This is a genomic window from Neisseria sp. P0019.S002, assembly GCF_051957155.1.
Lineage (GTDB): Bacteria > Pseudomonadota > Gammaproteobacteria > Burkholderiales > Neisseriaceae > Neisseria > Neisseria perflava.
This window is the reverse complement of the sequence record NZ_JBQCWS010000004.1, coordinates 50,719-68,473: the sequence shown is the minus strand read 5'-3', so window position 1 is coordinate 68,473 and position 17,755 is coordinate 50,719. Positions and strand designations below refer to the sequence as shown.

The following is a 17,755-nucleotide window of genomic DNA, read 5'->3' as shown; positions in this document are numbered from 1 at the left end:
GCACGGAAAAATTCCTTGAAATTCAGCAAGAAAAGACCATGACTGACCAAAAACACGAAGAATACGGCGCCGACAGCATACAAGTGCTGGAAGGTTTGGAAGCGGTACGCAAACGCCCCGGTATGTATATCGGCGACACGCAGGACGGCAGCGGCCTGCACCACATGGTGTTCGAGGTGCTCGACAACGCCATTGACGAAGCGCTCGCCGGACATTGCGACAAAATCACCGTAACCATCCATGCCGACAATTCCGTCAGCGTGGCCGACAACGGCCGCGGTATGCCGACCGGCATCCACCCGAAAGAAGGCCGCTCCGCCGCCGAAGTCATCATGACCGTCTTGCACGCAGGCGGCAAATTCGACAACAACAGCTACAAAATCTCCGGCGGTCTGCACGGTGTGGGCGTGTCCGTCGTCAACGCACTGTCCGACTGGGTAACGCTGACTATTTACCGCGACGGAAAAGAACACTTCGTCCGCTTCGTACGCGGCGAAACCGAAGAGCCGTTGAAAGTTGTCGGCGATTCCGACAAAAAAGGCACGACCGTGCGCTTCCTCGCCAGCGCGGAAACCTTCGGCAATGTCGAATACAGCTTCGACATCCTCGCCAAACGCATCCGCGAGCTTTCCTTCCTGAACAACGGCGTGGACATCGAGCTGACCGACGAACGCGACGGCAAACACGAAAGCTTCGCCCTCTCCGGCGGCGTGGCTGGCTTCGTGCAATACATGAACCGCAAAAAAACGCCGTTGCACGAAAAAATCTTCTACGCGTTCGGCGAAAAAGACGGCATGAGCGTCGAATGCGCGATGCAATGGAACGACAGCTATCAGGAAAGCGTGCAATGTTTTACCAACAACATTCCGCAACGCGACGGCGGCACCCACTTGACCGCGCTGCGCCAAGTGATGACCCGCACCATCAACAACTATATCGAAGCCAACGAAGTAGCCAAAAAAGCCAAAGTGGAAACCGCCGGCGACGATATGCGTGAAGGCCTGACCTGCGTTTTGTCCGTCAAACTGCCCGATCCGAAATTCTCATCGCAAACCAAAGACAAACTGGTTTCCAGCGAAATCGGCCCCGTCGTCAACGAAGTCATCAACCAAGCCTTGACCGACTTCCTCGAAGAAAACCCGACCGAAGCCAAAATCATCACCAGCAAAATCGTCGATGCCGCGCGCGCACGCGAAGCCGCCCGCAAAGCCCGCGAAATTACCCGCCGCAAAGGCGTGATGGACGGTTTGGGCCTGCCGGGCAAACTGGCCGACTGCCAAGAAAAAGACCCTGCCCTGTCCGAACTCTACCTCGTCGAGGGCGACTCCGCAGGCGGTTCCGCCATGCAGGGCCGCGACCGCAAATTCCAAGCGATTTTGCCGCTCAAAGGTAAGATTTTGAACGTCGAAAAAGCACGTTTTGAAAAAATGCTGGCCAGCCAAGAAGTCGCCACGCTGATTACCGCTCTAGGCGCAGGCATCGGCAAAGAAGAATTCAATGCCGAAAAACTGCGCTACCACCGCATCATCATCATGACCGATGCCGACGTGGACGGCGCGCACATCCGCACCCTGCTCCTGACCTTCTTCTACCGCCAAATGCCCGAGCTGGTCGAACGCGGCTACATCTACATTGCCCAGCCGCCTTTGTACAAAGCCAAATACGGCAAACAAGAGCGCTATCTCAAAGACGAACTGGAAAAAGACCAATGGCTGCTCGGTTTGGCCTTGGAAAAAGCCAAAATCGTTTCAGACGGCCGCACCATCGAAGGCGAAGAGCTTGCCAATACCGCCAAACAATTCCTGTTGGCCAAAACGATTATCGAGCAAGAAAGCCGCATCATTGACGAACTCGTCCTACATGCCATGCTGCACGCTTCGCCGGTCGACCTCAGTACAGCAGAAAGCGCAGACCGCGCCGTTGCCGAATTGAGCGGCCTCCTGGACGAAAAAGAAATCGCACTCGAACGCATCGAAGGCCACGAAGGACACCAGTTCATCAAAATCACACGCAAGCTGCACGGCAATGTGATGGTAAGCTACCTCGAGCCTAAGTTCCTTAACAGCAAAGCCTACCAAACCCTTACCCAAACCGCCGCCGCACTCAAAGGCATGGTCGGCAAAGGGGCGAAGCTCTACAAAGGCGACAACGAATACGACATCGACAGCTTTGAAGCCGCTTTGGACATCTTGATGAGCGTTGCCCAAAAAGGCATGTCCATCCAACGATACAAAGGCTTGGGCGAGATGAATCCGGAACAACTTTGGGAAACCACGATGGATCCTACCGTCCGCCGCCTCCTGAAAGTCCGCATCGAAGACGCCATCGCCGCCGACGAAGTGTTCGTCACCCTGATGGGCGACGAAGTCGAACCGCGCCGCGCCTTCATCGAAAACAACGCCCTGCTGGCACAAAACATCGACGCCTAAGCATGAGAAGATAAAAGGCCGTCTGAAAAACGATTTTCAGACGGCCTTTTTGTTTTTTATTTTATTCACAATATTCTTTTTATAATCCAAAGTCCGATAACTTTTTGTGTTTACTTTCAAGTAAATCATGAATAAATTGTGGTTCTATTTCTAATAATGATTTTACAGTATCATGGATTTCCCAATACCGTTTACTTGGATAGTCAATAATATGCTGTAGATATTCTTTAACGAGCGGCACATACTCTATAAACTGCATTTTCGTGACCAGCCAAAACAACTCACTGATAGAAAAATCTGCCGATGATGCTTTACGAATAATTCTAGCCACAGGAGGAAAGATTTTCTGACGTGCATCATCACCTTTTTGCTGACTCTGATCTGCTTTAGATGCCCAGTAACTGATAAAAGCAGACAAGATATGCCGATCTGTATCATCATAACCATGTAAACGATGATCAATCATTCCCTCTGTCTCCCCTTTCTCAAACATCAAAACCAAAGTATCAAAACCTTCATCAATACCCCAGTGAGCAAGCAGGCGTGCTGAATCAAATTGCAATACCTCATTTTCATTGGATAGCAATTCAATTAATCCATCTATCCTCTCTTGCGGCACATCCTCCAAGTCAAGCTCTTCTGGAATCGTCGTATAGTCCACATTTTCAGGTACGCTATACAGCAAAAAATCTATTTTTTTCTCATCCATTAATTTGACCCTTAGGCAACTTACTTAAGCCGCGTATTCTAGTAGAGCGTTCCAACTGATTCGGAGTCGGGACAACCCAAATAACCAGTTTGAAACGCTCCAATCCGCTTCAAATTTATTCCGCTTTCCCCAAAATCATCGCATCGCCATAGCTGAAAAAGCGGTATTCCTGTTCCACCGCATGACGGTAAACGCTGCGGATATGCTCCATGCCCGAAAACGCGCTGACAAGCATCAGCAAGGTTGATTTGGGCAGGTGGAAGTTGGTAATCAATCGGTCGGCAACATTGAAGCGGTAGCCCGGCGTAATGAAAATATCGGTATCGCCGCGACCGGTTTTCAGACGGCCTGTTTCGCGTGCGGCGGATTCCAAGGCGCGCATAGAGGTTGTGCCCACTGCCCACACTTTATTGCCGCGCGCTTTGGCGGCTTCAACGGCAGCAACGGTCTCGGCCGGTACGTCAAACCACTCGCTGTGCATTTTGTGTTCTTCAATTTTATCGACGCGCACGGGTTGGAATGTGCCGGCACCGACGTGCAGGGTTACTTCTGCGGTTTCTACGCCTTTGGCTTTCAGACGGCCCAACAATTCATCGGTAAAGTGCAGACCTGCCGTCGGCGCGGCCACTGCGCCTTGATACTTGGCGTACACGGTCTGATAGCGGCTGTCGTCTTCATCATCGGCCGCGCGTTCGATATAAGGCGGCAAGGGCAGATGGCCGTTTTGCTCCAAAAGTTCGTAAACGGTTTGCTCGCCTTCAAATTTCAGGCAAAACAATTCTTCCGCACGTTCCATCATGACGGCACGGATATCGCCTTCAAAAATCAATTCTGTACCCGGTTTCGGCGATTTGGACGAGCGGATGTGCGCCAATGCGGTATGCGCGTCCAATACCCGCTCAATCAGGGCTTCGATTTTGCCGCCGCTGGCTTTTTGGCCGAACAGGCGTGCCTTCATCACTTTGGTATTGTTAAACACCAGCACATCGCCCGGAGCGACATAATCGGGTAAATCGCCGAAATGTTTGTCTTCAATCGGCAATGTCGGCAAGGCAACCAGAAGCCTGCTGCTGCCGCGCACTTCCGGCGGATGCTGGGCAATCAGTTTTTCGGGCAATTCAAAATCAAAATCGGAAATATCCATTGTCGCGCATACTTTAAAAAAACAGGCGCCATTATACGCGCAAAGTTGGTTTTCAGACGGCATGTTTTGTCGAAAAACCAATAAATTAGAATAAACGCTCTTGAAAAAATCACTTTTTAACAAAAATCAGCGTTCCTTTCTTTTTTCGTCGAAAAACGCCTTTTTTCTATCTTTTACTGGACATTTACCGACAAGTTCGGGAAAATAACCAGATTCATTTCTCAGGCTCCGCCCTGTTCCGACATTATTTAAACGCCGGATGGCAAACCTGCCTTCCGACGTCTCAGGAAATCATCTAAAACCACAGCGGCGCATACCCAATATGCACTTTATGCCGCGCTAAAAAGGAAAAGCAATGGATTTGCGTAAATTAAAAAAACTGATTGATTTGGTCGAAGAATCAGGCATTGCAGAAATTGAAGTTACCGAAGGCGAAGAAAAAGTCCGCATTACGCGCACCACTGCCGCCGCAGCTCCTATTTATGCTGCTCCGGCACCTGCCGCAGCCGCTCCGGTTGCCGCCCCTGTTGCTGCTGCTCCGGCCGCAGCCGCTCCAGCCGCCGCCCCTGCCGCTCGCGATTTGTCCAACGCGCAAAAATCGCCTATGGTCGGTACGTTCTATCGCGCTCCCGGCCCGAACGCCGCCGCTTTCGTCGAAGTAGGTAAACAAGTAAAAGCCGGCGATACTTTGTGCATCATCGAAGCCATGAAGCTGATGAACGAAATCGAAGCTGAGAAATCCGGTGTCGTTAAAGAAATTCTGGTTGAAAACGGTACTCCGGTCGAATACGGCGAGCCGCTCTTTATCATTGAATAATCCGCTTTTTCAGACGGCCTTTATCTTCAAGGCCGTCTGAAATTCCTTTTTCTGTTCATTAAGGACAAACCATGCGTCTGATTTTGGCTATTTTCTTGCCATGGCTTCAGTTTTTCACCATCGGCCGTCCGTTTGCAGGCATCATCTGTCTGATTCTGCAGTGTACGCTGGTTGGCTGGATACCGGCAGCCATGTGGTCGGTTTACGCCTTGAGCCAATACAAAACCGACCAGAAAATCCGCAACGCATTAGGCGGCCGACAATAGGCCGTCTGAACCATCCGGAAAGATTATCATGCTGAAAAAAGTATTGATCGCCAACCGGGGCGAAATCGCCCTGCGCGTCCTGCGTGCCTGCCGTGAAATGGGCATCGCCACCGTCGCCGTCCATTCCGAAGCCGACAAAGACAGCCTGCACGTCAAACTCGCCGACGAATCCGTGTGCATCGGCCCTGCCGCATCCGCACAAAGCTACCTCAACATTCCCGCCCTCATTGCTGCCGCCGAAGTAACCGAAGCCGACGGCATCCACCCCGGCTACGGCTTCCTCGCCGAAAACGCCAATTTTGCCGAACAAGTCGAACAATCCGGCTTTGTCTTCATCGGCCCTAAAGCCGACACCATCCGTCTGATGGGCGACAAAGTATCCGCCAAACACGCCATGATCGAAGCAGGCGTGCCTTGCGTTCCCGGCTCTGACGGCGCATTGCCGGACGACGGCCAAGAAATCCTCAAAATCGCCGATAAAGTCGGTTATCCCGTCATTATTAAAGCCTCCGGCGGCGGCGGCGGCCGCGGTATGCGCGTCGTCGAGAAAAAAGAAGACCTTCTCCAGTCTGTCGAAATGACCAAAGCCGAAGCAGGTGCGGCATTCGGCAACCCGATGGTTTACATGGAACGCTATCTGCAACGTCCGCGCCACGTCGAAATCCAAGTGATTGCCGACGAACACGGCAACGCCATCTACCTTGCCGAGCGCGACTGCTCCATGCAGCGCCGCCACCAAAAAGTTATCGAGGAAGCACCGGCTCCGTTCATCACTGAAGAAGAACGCGCCAAAATCGGCAAAGCCTGTGCCGACGCTTGCAAACGCATCGGCTATCGTGGCGCAGGTACGTTTGAATTCCTGTACGAAGACGGCGAATTCTTCTTTATCGAGATGAACACACGCGTTCAGGTTGAGCATCCGGTTACCGAGCTCATCACCGGCGTGGACATTGTCCAAGAGCAATTACGCATCGCATCCGGCCTGCCTTTGCAATACAAACAGGAAGACATTCAAGTTGAAGGCCACGCGTTTGAGTGCCGTATCAACGCCGAAGACCCGTACAACTTCATTCCAAGCCCGGGCCTGATTGAAAGCTGCCACCTGCCCGGCGGCTTCGGCGTCCGCGTCGACAGCCATATTTACCAAGGCTACCGCATCCCTCCTTACTACGACAGCCTGATCGGCAAAGTCTGTGTCGTCGGTAAAGACCGCGACCAAGCCATGGCCAAAATGCGTGTTGCCCTCGATGAGCTGGCGATTACTGGCATCAAAACCAATACGCCGCTGCACCGTGACTTGTTCAGCGACCCAGGCTTCCAAAAAGGTGGTGTCAGCATCCACTACTTGGAACATTGGTTGGAAGAACGCAAAGCCAAACTGGATAAATAATCCTCTGTTTTGACTAAAAATAAGGCCGTCTAAAACACAAAATAAAGTTTCAGACGGCCTTTTTTAAGGCGAAGCAGGCTTCTTCAAATACCACGTGGACTTTGACGCTCTGGAGAGCCTGCCTGAATTGAAAGAGGGCAAAATCGGTGCAATTTGCTGTTCGCGCCCGACCAACCCGACCGGCAACGTGCTGACCGACGGCGAAATGGCGCAGCTGGACGCTTTGGCGCAGGAACACGGGATTCCGCTGATTATCGACAACGCTTACGGAATGCCGTTCCCGAATATTATTTATAGTGATGTGACGCTCAACTGGCACGAAAACATCATCCTCTGCTTCAGCCTTTCTAAAATCGGCCTGCCCGGCGTGCGCACCGGCATTATTGTCGCTGCGCCGGAAGTGGTCAAAGCCGTCAGCAGTTTGAATGCGATTGTGAACTTGTCGCCAACCCGTTTCGGCGCGGCGATTGCGGCTCCGCTGTTGAACGACGGCCGTCTGAAACAGCTGGCCGACGAAGTGATTCAGCCGTTTTACCGTCGGCAGGCGCAAACGGCGGTTTCCCTGCTCAAGCGTGAATTGGGCGCGTATCCGTTGAAAATCCACAAGCCTGAAGGTGCGATTTTCTTGTGGCTTTGGTTTGAAAACCTGCCTGTTTCATCGCAAACCTTGTACGAAATGCTCAAAGCCGAAGGCACGCTGATTATTCCGGGCGAGCATTTCTTTGTCGGCATCGATACGCAAGACTATCCGCACGCGCACGAGTGCATCCGCATGAGCATTGCGCAGGACGCGGAAACGCTGGAAAAAGGCATCGCCGCCATCGGCAGGGTGGTGCGCGGTTTGTACGATGCGGCGTAAACGGTAAAGTTGATAGCCATTCAGTCAAAAGGTTGTCTGAAAACAGTTTCAGACGACCTTTTATTATTTATTTATTTTTTTGAAATGAAATTAATTTTCTTTTAAAATTAACCGTTACGATCGACTTTTGAAAGAAAATACAAATGACTAAGCCCGCTTCCAGACTCAGCATCCTCAGCCTCTCCCTCCTTGCCGTTTCGGCGGCATTTGCCTCAGACGAACCCCAAGTCCGAGAAACCGCCGAACTTGAAGCCATCACCGTAACCGCCAGCGCGGACGCATCCAAGGGCGGTTTGATTCCTGCATTTAAGGGCGGACAGGTGGCGCGCGGCAGCCGCGTGGGTATTTTGGGCAATAAAAAAAACCTAGAATCGCCGTTCTCTAATACTGCTTACACCAATAGGCTGATTCAGGACAAACATGCGCGCAGCGTCGGCGACGTACTGCAAAACGACCCGACCGTCCGCGTTGCGCGCGGTTACGGCAATTTTCAGGAAGCGTATTTCATACGCGGCTTTGCCGCCGAATCGGACGATACCATGTACAACGGCCTTTACGGCATCCTGCCGCGCCAATACATCGCCACCGAGCTTTTTGAACGCGTGGAAGTCCAGCGCGGCGCATCCGCCTTCTTAAACGGCATGGCGCCGGGCGGCAACAATATCGGCGGCACGGTATCCGTATTGCCCAAACGCGCGTCCAATGAAGGATTGAACCGGCTGACTGCCAATTACGGCGCGGGGAAACGCGGTGGTTTGGCGGCGGACGTGGCGCGCCGTTTCGGACAAAATCAGGAATTCGGCGTGCGCGTCAATGCGGCGCACCATAACGGCAAAACCGCAATAGATGACGAAAAGTCCAAACTCAGCCTGGTCAATGTCGGCCTAGACTGGCGCAATGAAAATGCCCGCCTGTCCGCCGATTTGGGCTGGCAGGACAACAAGCTCAAAGCCACGCGTACCAATGTTACCCTGTCAGGCCTGACCGCCGTGCCGGCCGCGCCTGATGCCTCGTCCAACTGGGCGCAGCCGTGGACGTATTCCAACGAGCGCGACTGGTTCGGCACAATGCGCGGCGAATACGATTTCAACGACAACCTGACTGCCTACGCCGCCTACGGCTTCCGCCGCAGCAAGGAAAACAATTCTCTGGCAAACCTGACTGTCGGCAATGTCAACGGCGACGGATCGATTTACCGCTTCGACAACGCGCGTAAGGATAAAATCGACACGGGCGAAATCGGTTTGCGCGGCAAATTCAATACGGGCGCGGTAGAGCACGAATGGACCGCCGCCGCTAACCGGTTCCAATCCTCGCGCAAAAACGCTTACATCATGGATTGGGGCAACCAATATACGACCAACCTCTACAACCCGTCCCGCTATCCGCAACCCGCAGCCGCCAACCCGCTGTATTCGGGCAACGACATGGGCAATCCTGCTGTTACCGGCAAAACACGCCTGACCAGCTTCGCCTTGGGTGACACCTTCAGCCTTTGGGACAAACGCCTGCAATTCATGCTCGGTGCGCGCTGGCAGCAGGTGCATAACAAGGCTTACGCCTATAATACGGGCGCGCAAACCGAAAATTACAAAAAATCGCGCCTCAGTCCCGCCGCCGGCGCGGTGTACCGCATCACGCCGAATTGGTCGGTGTACGGCAACTACATCGAAAGCCTGGGACAAGGCGCGACTGCAGGCTCGACTGCCTCCATCAACGGCCGGGTCTACGCCGTCAGCAATACCGGCGAATCGCTCAAACCCTATGTTTCCAAACAAAAAGAAATCGGCACGAAATTTGAAGCCAACGGCTTCGGCGCGGGATTGGCCCTGTTCCACACCGACAAACCGCGTTCGCTTTACGTTGCCGAAAGCAACAACACCGCCCGCTTCACCTCCGAAGGCAAAGACCGCCACCGGGGCGCGGAAATCACCGTTTACGGGGAAGTCGCACAAGGTGTGAGGCTCTTGGGCGGCATTACCCTGCTCGATGCCAAGCAGAAATCTACCGGCTCATCTTTAACTGACGGCAAACGCACCATCGGCGCGGCTAAAACCCAAGCCAACATTGGCTTGGAATGGGAAGTGCCGAAAGTGCAAGGTTTGGCATTTGACGGACGCATGGTTTACACCGGTTCTTCCTACGCCGATGCGGCCAATACGCTTAAAGTCGGCGGCTGGACGCGCTTCGATATCGGCGCGCGCTACCACACCCAAATCGGCAGGCACGAAGCCACCTTCCGCGCCCGCCTCGATAATGTTGCCAACAAGAAATACTGGGCATCCGTCGGCGGATACCCTAACAGCGGCTACCTGAACGCCGACGCACCGCGCAGCTTCACCCTGTCGGCTTCGGTCGATTTTTAAGGGACGGGCGGCAAACGGCCTCCAACGGTCCAAAGGTCGTCTGAAACGTTTTCAGACGACCTTGGAGCCTGGGGCGTCCGACTTTGCCCTACGCTTTCGGACAACCGCCGTAAAACTCCGCCTTTGCGGCATTGGCACCGACAACGGGCAATGGATTTTGCTGCGCCGCCGCTTTCTCCGAATAACGTCAAACCCACTAAAAGGTCGTCTGAAACGTGTTCCAAATCCAAAACGCCACCTTCGCCATACCCGGCCGCTCGCTGCTGCACGACATCAGCGTCAACTTTTCCCCTAACCGCGTGTACGGCCTCATCGGTCATAACGGCTCGGGCAAGTCCACGCTGTTGAAACTGCTCACCCGCCAGCATGAACCCACAGACGGCAGGATATTGCTGAACGACAAAGAAATACGCGCCTATTCCGCCCGCGCATACGCCAAAGAAGTCGCCTATCTTCCGCAGCAACTGCCCGCCGCTACCGCGCTGACCGCGCGCGAGCTGGTTATGATGGGGCGTTATGCCTGGAGCGGGCTTTTAGGGCGCACGAACGATGCGGACAGACAGGCGGTGGAACAGGCGTTGCGGCTGACGCATACGGAAAAATTTGCCGATCAAATCGTCGATACGCTGTCGGGCGGCGAACGTTCGCGCGTCTGGCTGGCGATGTGCCTGGCGCAGCAAAGCCGCTTTTTGCTGCTGGACGAACCGCTTGCCGCTTTGGACATCGCCCACCAAATCGACGTGATGGCACTGGTGCGCAAGTTGTCTCGCAATTTGGGTTTGGGCATCATCATCGTCATCCACGACATTAATCTGGCGGCGCAGTATTGCGATGAACTGGTCGCTCTCAAACAGGGACGGCTATTAAAAACGGGCAAACCCGCCGACATTATGACCGCAGAAGTGTTGAAAGACATTTACAGCGTCGATATGAACATCATCGCCCATCCTGAAAACGGCTGCCCCGTGGCATTGCCTTGACGCAGGCAAACCGTCCCGCCGTATAAGTTCCGACCATAAAATCCGCCGCCCGAATCCAAACCGGATGACATCACAGACCATTGTGGAATACCTGTATCCGATATGTTTCAGACGACCCTTTATTCAAAAACCGAAAGACCTTCCAAGCTCATGTCCCACCGCTTTTCAGACGCCATTCCCCGCCTTGCCGCACGGCTGTTTTTTACCGCTGCCCTCCTGTTTTCCCTGCCTGCACCCGCCGCACCGCGCGTGGCGACTTCGGACTGGACGGTCGCCGAAACACTGACGGCGATGGGGCATCCGCCCGTCAGCGTTGCCGACCGCCGCGTGTACGATACCTGGGTGAACCATCCGCCGCTGCCCGCTGCCGTCAAGGAAGCGGGGCTGCGCTTCCAGCCGAATTTGGAGCGGCTGTATCAGATAAAGCCTGATTTTTTCGTGCAATCTTCCTGGTATGCCGCCGCCAAGTCCCAGTTTGAAAAAATCGCCCCGGTACGCGAAGTGGATTTCGGCACGGCAAAAGGCATCGAATATGCCCACACTGTCGAAGCCACGCGCAGGCTGGGTAAAATCATCGGCGACCCTGTCGCTGCCGAAAAGCTGATTGCCGGTACGGAAAACCTGTTTGCCCGCGCCAAACCCGCGCTTTCGGCATATCGCGGCCGCCCGTTTGCGGTGGTGCAGTTTGCCGACGGGCGGCATTTGCGGATTTACGGCAAGACTTCGCTGTTTCAGGCCGTGTTCGACAAATTGGGGCTGAACAATGCCTGGACGGGCAAAAGCAACGAATGGGGTTTCGAAAACATCACGCTTTTAGATTTGGCAAAGCTGCCGCCAGACACGCTGCTAATCATCATCAAACCGCATCCTCAAAATACACGTGCAACGCTCGAAAAAAGCGCGCTTTGGCAACGCCTGCCGTTCTGCCGCCCTGCAAACCGCCGCATCTTCGAGCCGTCGTGGAGCTACGGCGCACTGCCGTCCATGCAGCATTTCACTTTGCAACTGATGCGTTCGATGTCGTCTGAAAACCCGTCCGCACAAAAGGAAGCCGCATGGTAAAGATTTTCAGACGACCCCTGCCTATCCTTGCCGCTGCGTTGGCAATATCGTGCGCGCTGACGGCGTTTTGGATATTGAAGCTGGAATGGACGCTGCCGTGGCTGCGGCTGTTTGACCGTCCCGACAGCCTGCCTTTGGATGCGCTGATGGTGCAGAACAACACCCTGCCCCGCATGGCGATGGCGCTGCTCGCGGGCGGCAGTACGGCGATGGCGACCATGCTGATGCAGCAGTTGATGCGCAATCCGCTCGCATCCGACAGTACACTGGCAGTCAGCAGCGGCGCGCAGGCGGCTTTGGTGGCGGCGACCGTGTTCGCCCCTTCCTTCCTTGCCTACGGCACGTCCGCCGTGGCGTTTGCCGGCGCAGCGGCGGCTTTGGGCGCGGTATTGCGGCTGTCGGCACGGCGCGCCCTGCAACCGCTCAGCGTCGTGCTGGCTGGTTTGGTGGTCAGCCTGTATCTGGGTTCCCTCACCGGTATCGTGATGCTGTTTTTCAGCGAAGAGACGCGCGGCGTGATGCAGTGGGGCAGCGGCTCCCTGGTGCAAGACAGTTGGCGCGATACGTTGGGGCTTTTGTGGCGGATTGCTGTTGCCGCCATACTTACCGCCTTTTTAATCAAACCGTTAAACATCATGAGCCTGGGCGACACGCAGGCGGAATCGGCAGGCATACCAGTGAAGAAAATCCGCCTGCTGTCTTTGGCGGTTGCTGCATTTTTGAGTGCGGGCGTGGTCGGCTTTGTCGGCATGATGGGCTTTGTCGGATTGGCGGCGGCGACGCTGGTGCGGCAAATGGGCGTACGCACGCTGTCCATGCGCCTGATTTGTTCCTTCATCGTCGGCGCACTGCTTTTGATGCTGACGGACAACGGCCTGATGCTGCTGAAACACTACCGCGGCACCGATCTGCCCGCCGGCGCTGTAACTGCCCTCGTCGGCGCGCCGCTTTTGTTGTGGCTGACGGCGAAAGCACCTCCGCGTCCTTCGTTTCAGACGACCTCCGATATTTCAACCGCCGCGCCGCACGTCCCGCGCCTCTTGCGTTTTCTGCTGCTTATCGCCGTCGCCGTATCGGTATTGGCGTTTACGGTCGGACGCTATGACGAAACCCTGCGCCTGACTATAGACCCGGAATATTTCGTATTCCGCTACCCGCGCGTGCTGCTCGCCGCCGCCACCGGCACCATGCTCGCGTTGACCGGCGTCATACTGCAAAGGCTGACGCAAAACCCGATGGCGGGACCCGAACTCTTGGGCATCAGCTCTGGAACGGCATTCGGTGCAATGTCGGTAGTGATGCTGTTCGGCATTACCTCGGGCAGCGGCTGGTTTTGGCTAACAGGTATCGTTTCCGCTCTCGTATCCTTGGGGCTGTTGATGCTGTTCAACCGCAAAAACGGATTTACTCCCGAAAAAATCCTGCTTACCGGCATGGCGCTGGCCGCACTCGCCGATGCCGCCATCCGCATTTGGATGGCAACCGGCGATTTCCGCGTACAACTGCTTTTATTGTGGATGTCAGGTTCGACCTATCAGGCAACGCCCGAATCCGCCCTTACCGTCGGCCTCCTCGCCGCCGCCTCGCTCCTCCTCATCCTCACGCTGCAACGCTGGCTCGGACTGCTCAGCCTGAACGCAACAATCGCCCGCTCCGTCGGCATCAACGTCCCCCTCGCACGGCTGGTGCTGATCGTCTCAAGCGCAGCGTTAACCGCCTTATCCACACTGCTTATCGGCCCCTTGAGCTTCGTCGGACTGCTTGCGCCGCATCTGGCCCGTATGCTCGGCGCACGCTTGCCCAAACAGCAACTCGCCGCCGCCGCACTCATCGGCGCATCGGTTATGATGACGGCCGACTGGCTGGGCAGGCAGGTAATGTTCCCTTACGAAGTCCCCGCCGGAATGATGGCCACGCTCATAGGCGGCGCATATTTCATGATGATGATGCGCAAGCTTTAATGCGAACGGAGATACAAAAGGTCGTCTGAAAACAGTTTCAGACGGCCTTTTTGTTTAACATGTTTATTCGATAATAAAAATCTAACAAAAATAAAATCTCAATTGATAATAACAATATTAAATTGAAGTCATAGTTCCAATAGTCAAAACCTTTCTGTATAGTTCTTTTCATAGTTTAAATAAAAGGAAAAACAAATGTCGATACAAGAAATTTATGAATGCCAAGAAACCGGCTACGAATATGCCTTCCGGCAAATCGTTTTATAAACCACTGACCATTTTGCAAAGGAAACCATCATGACTACCTCCAAATGCCCTGTTACCCACCTGACCATGAACAACGGCGCGCCCGTTGCCGACAATCAAAACAGCCTGACCGCAGGCCCACGCGGCCCATTGCTGGCGCAGGACTTATGGCTGAATGAAAAACTCGCCGACTTCGTGCGCGAAGTCATCCCCGAACGCCGTATGCACGCCAAAGGTTCAGGTGCGTTCGGTACGTTTACCGTGACGCACGACATCACAAAATACACCCGCGCCAAAATCTTCAGCGAAGTCGGCAAAAAAACCGAGATGTTTGCCCGTTTCACCACCGTGGCAGGCGAACGCGGCGCAGCCGATGCAGAACGCGACATCCGCGGCTTTGCGCTGAAGTTCTATACCGAAGAAGGCAACTGGGATATGGTCGGCAACAACACGCCCGTGTTCTTCCTGCGCGACCCGCGTAAATTCCCCGACCTGAACAAAGCCGTCAAACGCGACCCGCGCACCAATATGCGCTCCGCCACAAACAACTGGGACTTCTGGACGCTGCTGCCCGAAGCCCTGCACCAAGTCACCATCGTCATGAGCGACCGCGGCATCCCCGCCAGCTACCGCCATATGCACGGCTTTGGTTCGCATACTTACAGCTTCTGGAACGGAGCGGGCGAGCGTTTTTGGGTGAAATTCCATTTCCGCAGCCAGCAAGGTATTAAAAACCTGACCAACGAAGAAGCCGCAAAAATCATCGCCGACGACCGCGAAAGCCACCAGCGCGACCTGTACGAAGCAATCGAACGCGGCGAGTTTCCGAAATGGACGATGTACATCCAAGTCATGCCTGAAGCAGACGCAGAAAAAGTGCCGTATCATCCCTTCGACCTGACCAAAGTTTGGCCGAAAAAAGACTATCCGCTGATTGAAGTGGGCGAATTCGAGTTGAACCGCAATCCCGAAAACTTCTTCGCCGATGTGGAACAATCCGCCTTCGCACCAAGCAACCTCGTTCCCGGTATTGGCGCCAGCCCCGACAAAATGCTGCAAGCGCGTTTGTTCAATTACGCCGATGCGCAGCGCTACCGTTTGGGCGTAAACTTCCGCCAAATCCCCGTCAACCGTCCGCGTTGCCCTGTTCACAGCAACCAGCGCGACGGGCAAGGCCGCGCCGACGGCAACTACGGCAGCCTGCCGCACTACGAACCCAACAGCTTCGGCCAATGGCAGCAACAACCCGACTTCGCCGAACCGCCTTTGAAAATCAACGGCGACGCGGCGCACTGGGACTACCGCCAAGACGATGACGACTATTTCAGCCAACCGCGCGCCTTGTTCAATCTGATGAGCGACGCACAGAAACAGGCTTTGTTCAACAACACCGCCGCAGCCATGGGCGATGCACCAGACTTCATCAAATACCGCCATATCCGCAACTGCTACCGTTGCGACCCGGCATACGGCGAAGGCGTAGCCAAAGCCCTTGGACTGACTGTCGAAGATGCCCAAGCTGCACGAGCTAACGACCCGGCTTTAGGTCAACCTGGTTTACTGTAAGGAGGCATTATGTGGATAGAAATTGAAGAAATCTTGTCTCAAGCTGTCCGGTACAGCCGTTCGGGCAAAAAGTAACGGTTTAAATCATTAAGCAGGCCGTCTGAAACGCAAAATAAAGTTTCAGACGGCCTTTTTTGATGATGAAGCTTATTTGATTGCTTCTAATTCAATGGAACTGGCTACCCTTTCTCTACAACTTCTCATGCACCCTCTCACGCTTCCCACTGGCAAATAAAAACCGCACGGCTGATTACCGTGCGGTTTTGCTTTTTATCTGAAGGGTTCAGACGGCCTTACATCATGCCGCCCATACCACCCATGCCGCCCATATCAGGCATAGCAGGTTTTTCTTCAGGAATTTCAGCGATCATGCAGTCTGTGGTCAGCATCAGGCCAGCGATAGATGCAGCGTGTTGCAGCGCAGAACGGGTTACTTTGGCAGGGTCGAGTACGCCCATTTCGATCATATCGCCGTATTCGCCGGAGCCTGCGTTATAACCGTAGTTGCCTTTGCCTTCCAATACTTTGTTCACAACCACGCTAGGTTCGCCGCCTGCGTTGGCAACGATTTGACGCAGAGGAGACTCAACGGCGCGCAATACGATTTGTACGCCTGCGTCTTGGTCGGCATTGCCGGTGTGCAGGTTTTCCAAAGCGGCACGTGCGCGCAACAGGGCGACACCACCGCCGGCAACCACGCCTTCTTCAACGGCTGCGCGGGTAGCGTGCAGCGCGTCTTCCACGCGGTCTTTTTTCTCTTTCATTTCAACTTCGGTAGCAGCACCGACTTTGATCACTGCCACACCGCCTGCCAGTTTAGCCACGCGCTCTTGCAGTTTTTCTTTGTCGTATTCGCTGGTTGCGGTTTCGATTTGTTGGCGGATTTCGGCAACACGCGCTTCGATTTGGGCTGCGTCGCCGAAGCCGTCGATGATGGTAGTGTTTTCTTTACCGATTTCGATGCGCTTGGCTTGACCCAAGTCGTCCAAAGTCGCTTTTTCCAGAGACAGGCCGACTTCTTCGGAAATTACCACGCCGCCGGTCAGGATAGCGATGTCTTGCAACATGGCTTTGCGGCGGTCGCCGAAGCCAGGGGCTTTAACGGCAACGGTTTTCAGAATACCGCGGATGTTGTTCACCACCAAAGTTGCCAAGGCTTCGCCTTCTACGTCTTCAGCGATAATCAAGAGCGGACGGCTGGCTTTGGCTACTTGTTCCAAAACAGGCAACAAGTCGCGGATGTTGCTGATTTTTTTGTCGAACAACAATACAAACGGATTGTCCAAAGCAGCGATTTGTTTTTCAGCGTCGTTGATAAAGTAAGGAGACAGATAGCCGCGGTCGAACTGCATACCTTCAACCACGTCCAGCTCGTTTTCCAAAGATTTGCCGTCTTCAACGGTAATCACGCCTTCTTTGCCGACTTTTTCCATCGCTTCGGCAATAATCGCGCCGACTTGTTCGTCAGAGTTAGCGGAAATAGAGCCGACTTGGGCGATTTCTTTGGAAGTATCGCAAGGTTTGGCGATGTTTTTCAGCTCGTCAACCAAAGCGGCAACGGCTTTGTCGATACCGCGTTTCAGGTCGGTTGGGTTCATGCCGGCGGTAACGTATTTCATGCCTTCGGCAACGATGGATTGCGCCAATACGGTAGCGGTAGTGGTACCGTCGCCTGCTACGTCGTTGGTTTTGGACGCCACTTCTTTCACCATCTGCGCGCCCATGTTTTCGAATTTGTCTTTCAATTCGATTTCTTTTGCAACAGACACACCGTCTTTAGTGATGTGCGGGCCGCCGAAAGCGCGGTCGAGTACCACGTTGCGGCCTTTAGGGCCCAAAGTTACGCGTACGGCGTTTGCCAATACGTTGACGCCGTTTACCATTTTTTGGCGAACTTCGTTACCGAATTGTACGTCTTTTGCTGCCATTTAAATTCTCCAAATCAATATTAAAAATCTGT

General features: G+C 54.2%; 12 protein-coding genes and 1 pseudogene. 10 read left to right on the top strand and 3 right to left on the bottom strand.

What is annotated here, in order from left to right; all coding sequences use genetic code 11:
* The first annotated feature begins 38 nt into the window (after nt 1-38).
* Nucleotides 39-2,429: a DNA topoisomerase (ATP-hydrolyzing) subunit B gene (gene gyrB / locus ACTHTY_RS07470; protein ID WP_440367070.1), complete on the top strand. Its 2,391-nt coding sequence runs from the start codon at nt 39-41 to the stop codon at nt 2,427-2,429.
* Between the two features lie 79 nt (nt 2,430-2,508).
* Here gyrB and ACTHTY_RS07465 read toward each other — a convergent pair whose 3' ends face one another.
* Complete coding sequence (locus ACTHTY_RS07465) at nt 2,509-3,138, bottom strand: hypothetical protein (protein ID WP_440367069.1); 630 nt, start codon at nt 3,136-3,138, stop codon at nt 2,509-2,511.
* 115 nt (nt 3,139-3,253) lie between these two features.
* On the bottom strand, nt 3,254-4,282 hold the full coding sequence (gene queA / locus ACTHTY_RS07460; protein ID WP_314459434.1) for a tRNA preQ1(34) S-adenosylmethionine ribosyltransferase-isomerase QueA: 1,029 nt from the start codon (nt 4,280-4,282) through the stop codon (nt 3,254-3,256).
* Between the two features lie 355 nt (nt 4,283-4,637).
* Here queA and accB point away from each other — a divergent pair, with 355 nt between their 5' ends.
* From accB to katA, 9 genes and pseudogenes are all read left to right on the top strand, one after another.
* A complete protein-coding gene (gene accB / locus ACTHTY_RS07455; protein ID WP_314595667.1) occupies nt 4,638-5,099 on the top strand; it encodes an acetyl-CoA carboxylase biotin carboxyl carrier protein in 462 nt (153 codons plus the stop codon).
* Between the two features lie 71 nt (nt 5,100-5,170).
* Complete coding sequence (locus ACTHTY_RS07450) at nt 5,171-5,365, top strand: YqaE/Pmp3 family membrane protein (protein WP_039862547.1); 195 nt, start codon at nt 5,171-5,173, stop codon at nt 5,363-5,365.
* Nucleotides 5,366-5,393: 28 nt separating this feature from the next.
* Complete coding sequence (accC, locus tag ACTHTY_RS07445; protein WP_440367068.1) at nt 5,394-6,755, top strand: acetyl-CoA carboxylase biotin carboxylase subunit; 1,362 nt, start codon at nt 5,394-5,396, stop codon at nt 6,753-6,755.
* Nucleotides 6,756-6,822: 67 nt separating this feature from the next.
* Nucleotides 6,823-7,614, top strand: a pseudogene (locus ACTHTY_RS07440) (aminotransferase class I/II-fold pyridoxal phosphate-dependent enzyme); the annotation flags it as partial.
* A gap of 143 nt (nt 7,615-7,757) precedes the next feature.
* Entirely contained in the window at nt 7,758-9,980 is a 2,223-nt protein-coding gene (locus tag ACTHTY_RS07435; protein ID WP_440367067.1) for a TonB-dependent receptor, read from the top strand.
* 215 nt (nt 9,981-10,195) lie between these two features.
* Complete coding sequence (locus ACTHTY_RS07430; RefSeq protein ID WP_440367066.1) at nt 10,196-10,960, top strand: ABC transporter ATP-binding protein; 765 nt, start codon at nt 10,196-10,198, stop codon at nt 10,958-10,960.
* 150 nt (nt 10,961-11,110) lie between these two features.
* Nucleotides 11,111-12,022, top strand: a complete 912-nt coding sequence (locus ACTHTY_RS07425; protein ID WP_440367065.1) for an iron-siderophore ABC transporter substrate-binding protein — start codon at nt 11,111-11,113, stop codon at nt 12,020-12,022.
* Nucleotides 12,016-13,983: a Fe(3+)-hydroxamate ABC transporter permease FhuB gene (gene fhuB / locus ACTHTY_RS07420; protein WP_440367064.1), complete on the top strand. Its 1,968-nt coding sequence runs from the start codon at nt 12,016-12,018 to the stop codon at nt 13,981-13,983. Before ACTHTY_RS07425 ends, fhuB begins: the two co-directional genes overlap by 7 nt.
* A gap of 297 nt (nt 13,984-14,280) precedes the next feature.
* The gene (gene katA, locus ACTHTY_RS07415; RefSeq protein WP_440367063.1) at nt 14,281-15,795 is read left to right on the top strand and encodes a catalase KatA; all 1,515 of its coding nucleotides are present in this window, start codon (nt 14,281-14,283) and stop codon (nt 15,793-15,795) included.
* Between the two features lie 293 nt (nt 15,796-16,088).
* Here the strand turns inward: katA and groL are convergent, their stop codons facing one another.
* Complete coding sequence (groL, locus tag ACTHTY_RS07410) at nt 16,089-17,723, bottom strand: chaperonin GroEL (protein ID WP_049322649.1); 1,635 nt, start codon at nt 17,721-17,723, stop codon at nt 16,089-16,091.
* Between the last annotated feature and the right edge of the window lie 32 nt (nt 17,724-17,755).

What these genes read in the sequence shown, in the direction of transcription:
- gyrB (WP_440367070.1), top strand. Translation starts at nt 39, where the DNA reads ATGACTGACCAAAAACACGAAGAATACGGCGCCGACAGCATACAAGTG.
- ACTHTY_RS07465 (WP_440367069.1), bottom strand. Translation starts at nt 3,138, where the DNA reads ATGGATGAGAAAAAAATAGATTTTTTGCTGTATAGCGTACCTGAAAAT.
- queA (WP_314459434.1), bottom strand. Translation starts at nt 4,282, where the DNA reads ATGGATATTTCCGATTTTGATTTTGAATTGCCCGAAAAACTGATTGCC.
- accB (WP_314595667.1), top strand. Translation starts at nt 4,638, where the DNA reads ATGGATTTGCGTAAATTAAAAAAACTGATTGATTTGGTCGAAGAATCA.
- ACTHTY_RS07450 (WP_039862547.1), top strand. Translation starts at nt 5,171, where the DNA reads ATGCGTCTGATTTTGGCTATTTTCTTGCCATGGCTTCAGTTTTTCACC.
- accC (WP_440367068.1), top strand. Translation starts at nt 5,394, where the DNA reads ATGCTGAAAAAAGTATTGATCGCCAACCGGGGCGAAATCGCCCTGCGC.
- ACTHTY_RS07435 (WP_440367067.1), top strand. Translation starts at nt 7,758, where the DNA reads ATGACTAAGCCCGCTTCCAGACTCAGCATCCTCAGCCTCTCCCTCCTT.
- ACTHTY_RS07425 (WP_440367065.1), top strand. Translation starts at nt 11,111, where the DNA reads ATGTCCCACCGCTTTTCAGACGCCATTCCCCGCCTTGCCGCACGGCTG.
- fhuB (WP_440367064.1), top strand. Translation starts at nt 12,016, where the DNA reads ATGGTAAAGATTTTCAGACGACCCCTGCCTATCCTTGCCGCTGCGTTG.
- katA (WP_440367063.1), top strand. Translation starts at nt 14,281, where the DNA reads ATGACTACCTCCAAATGCCCTGTTACCCACCTGACCATGAACAACGGC.
- groL (WP_049322649.1), bottom strand. Translation starts at nt 17,723, where the DNA reads ATGGCAGCAAAAGACGTACAATTCGGTAACGAAGTTCGCCAAAAAATG.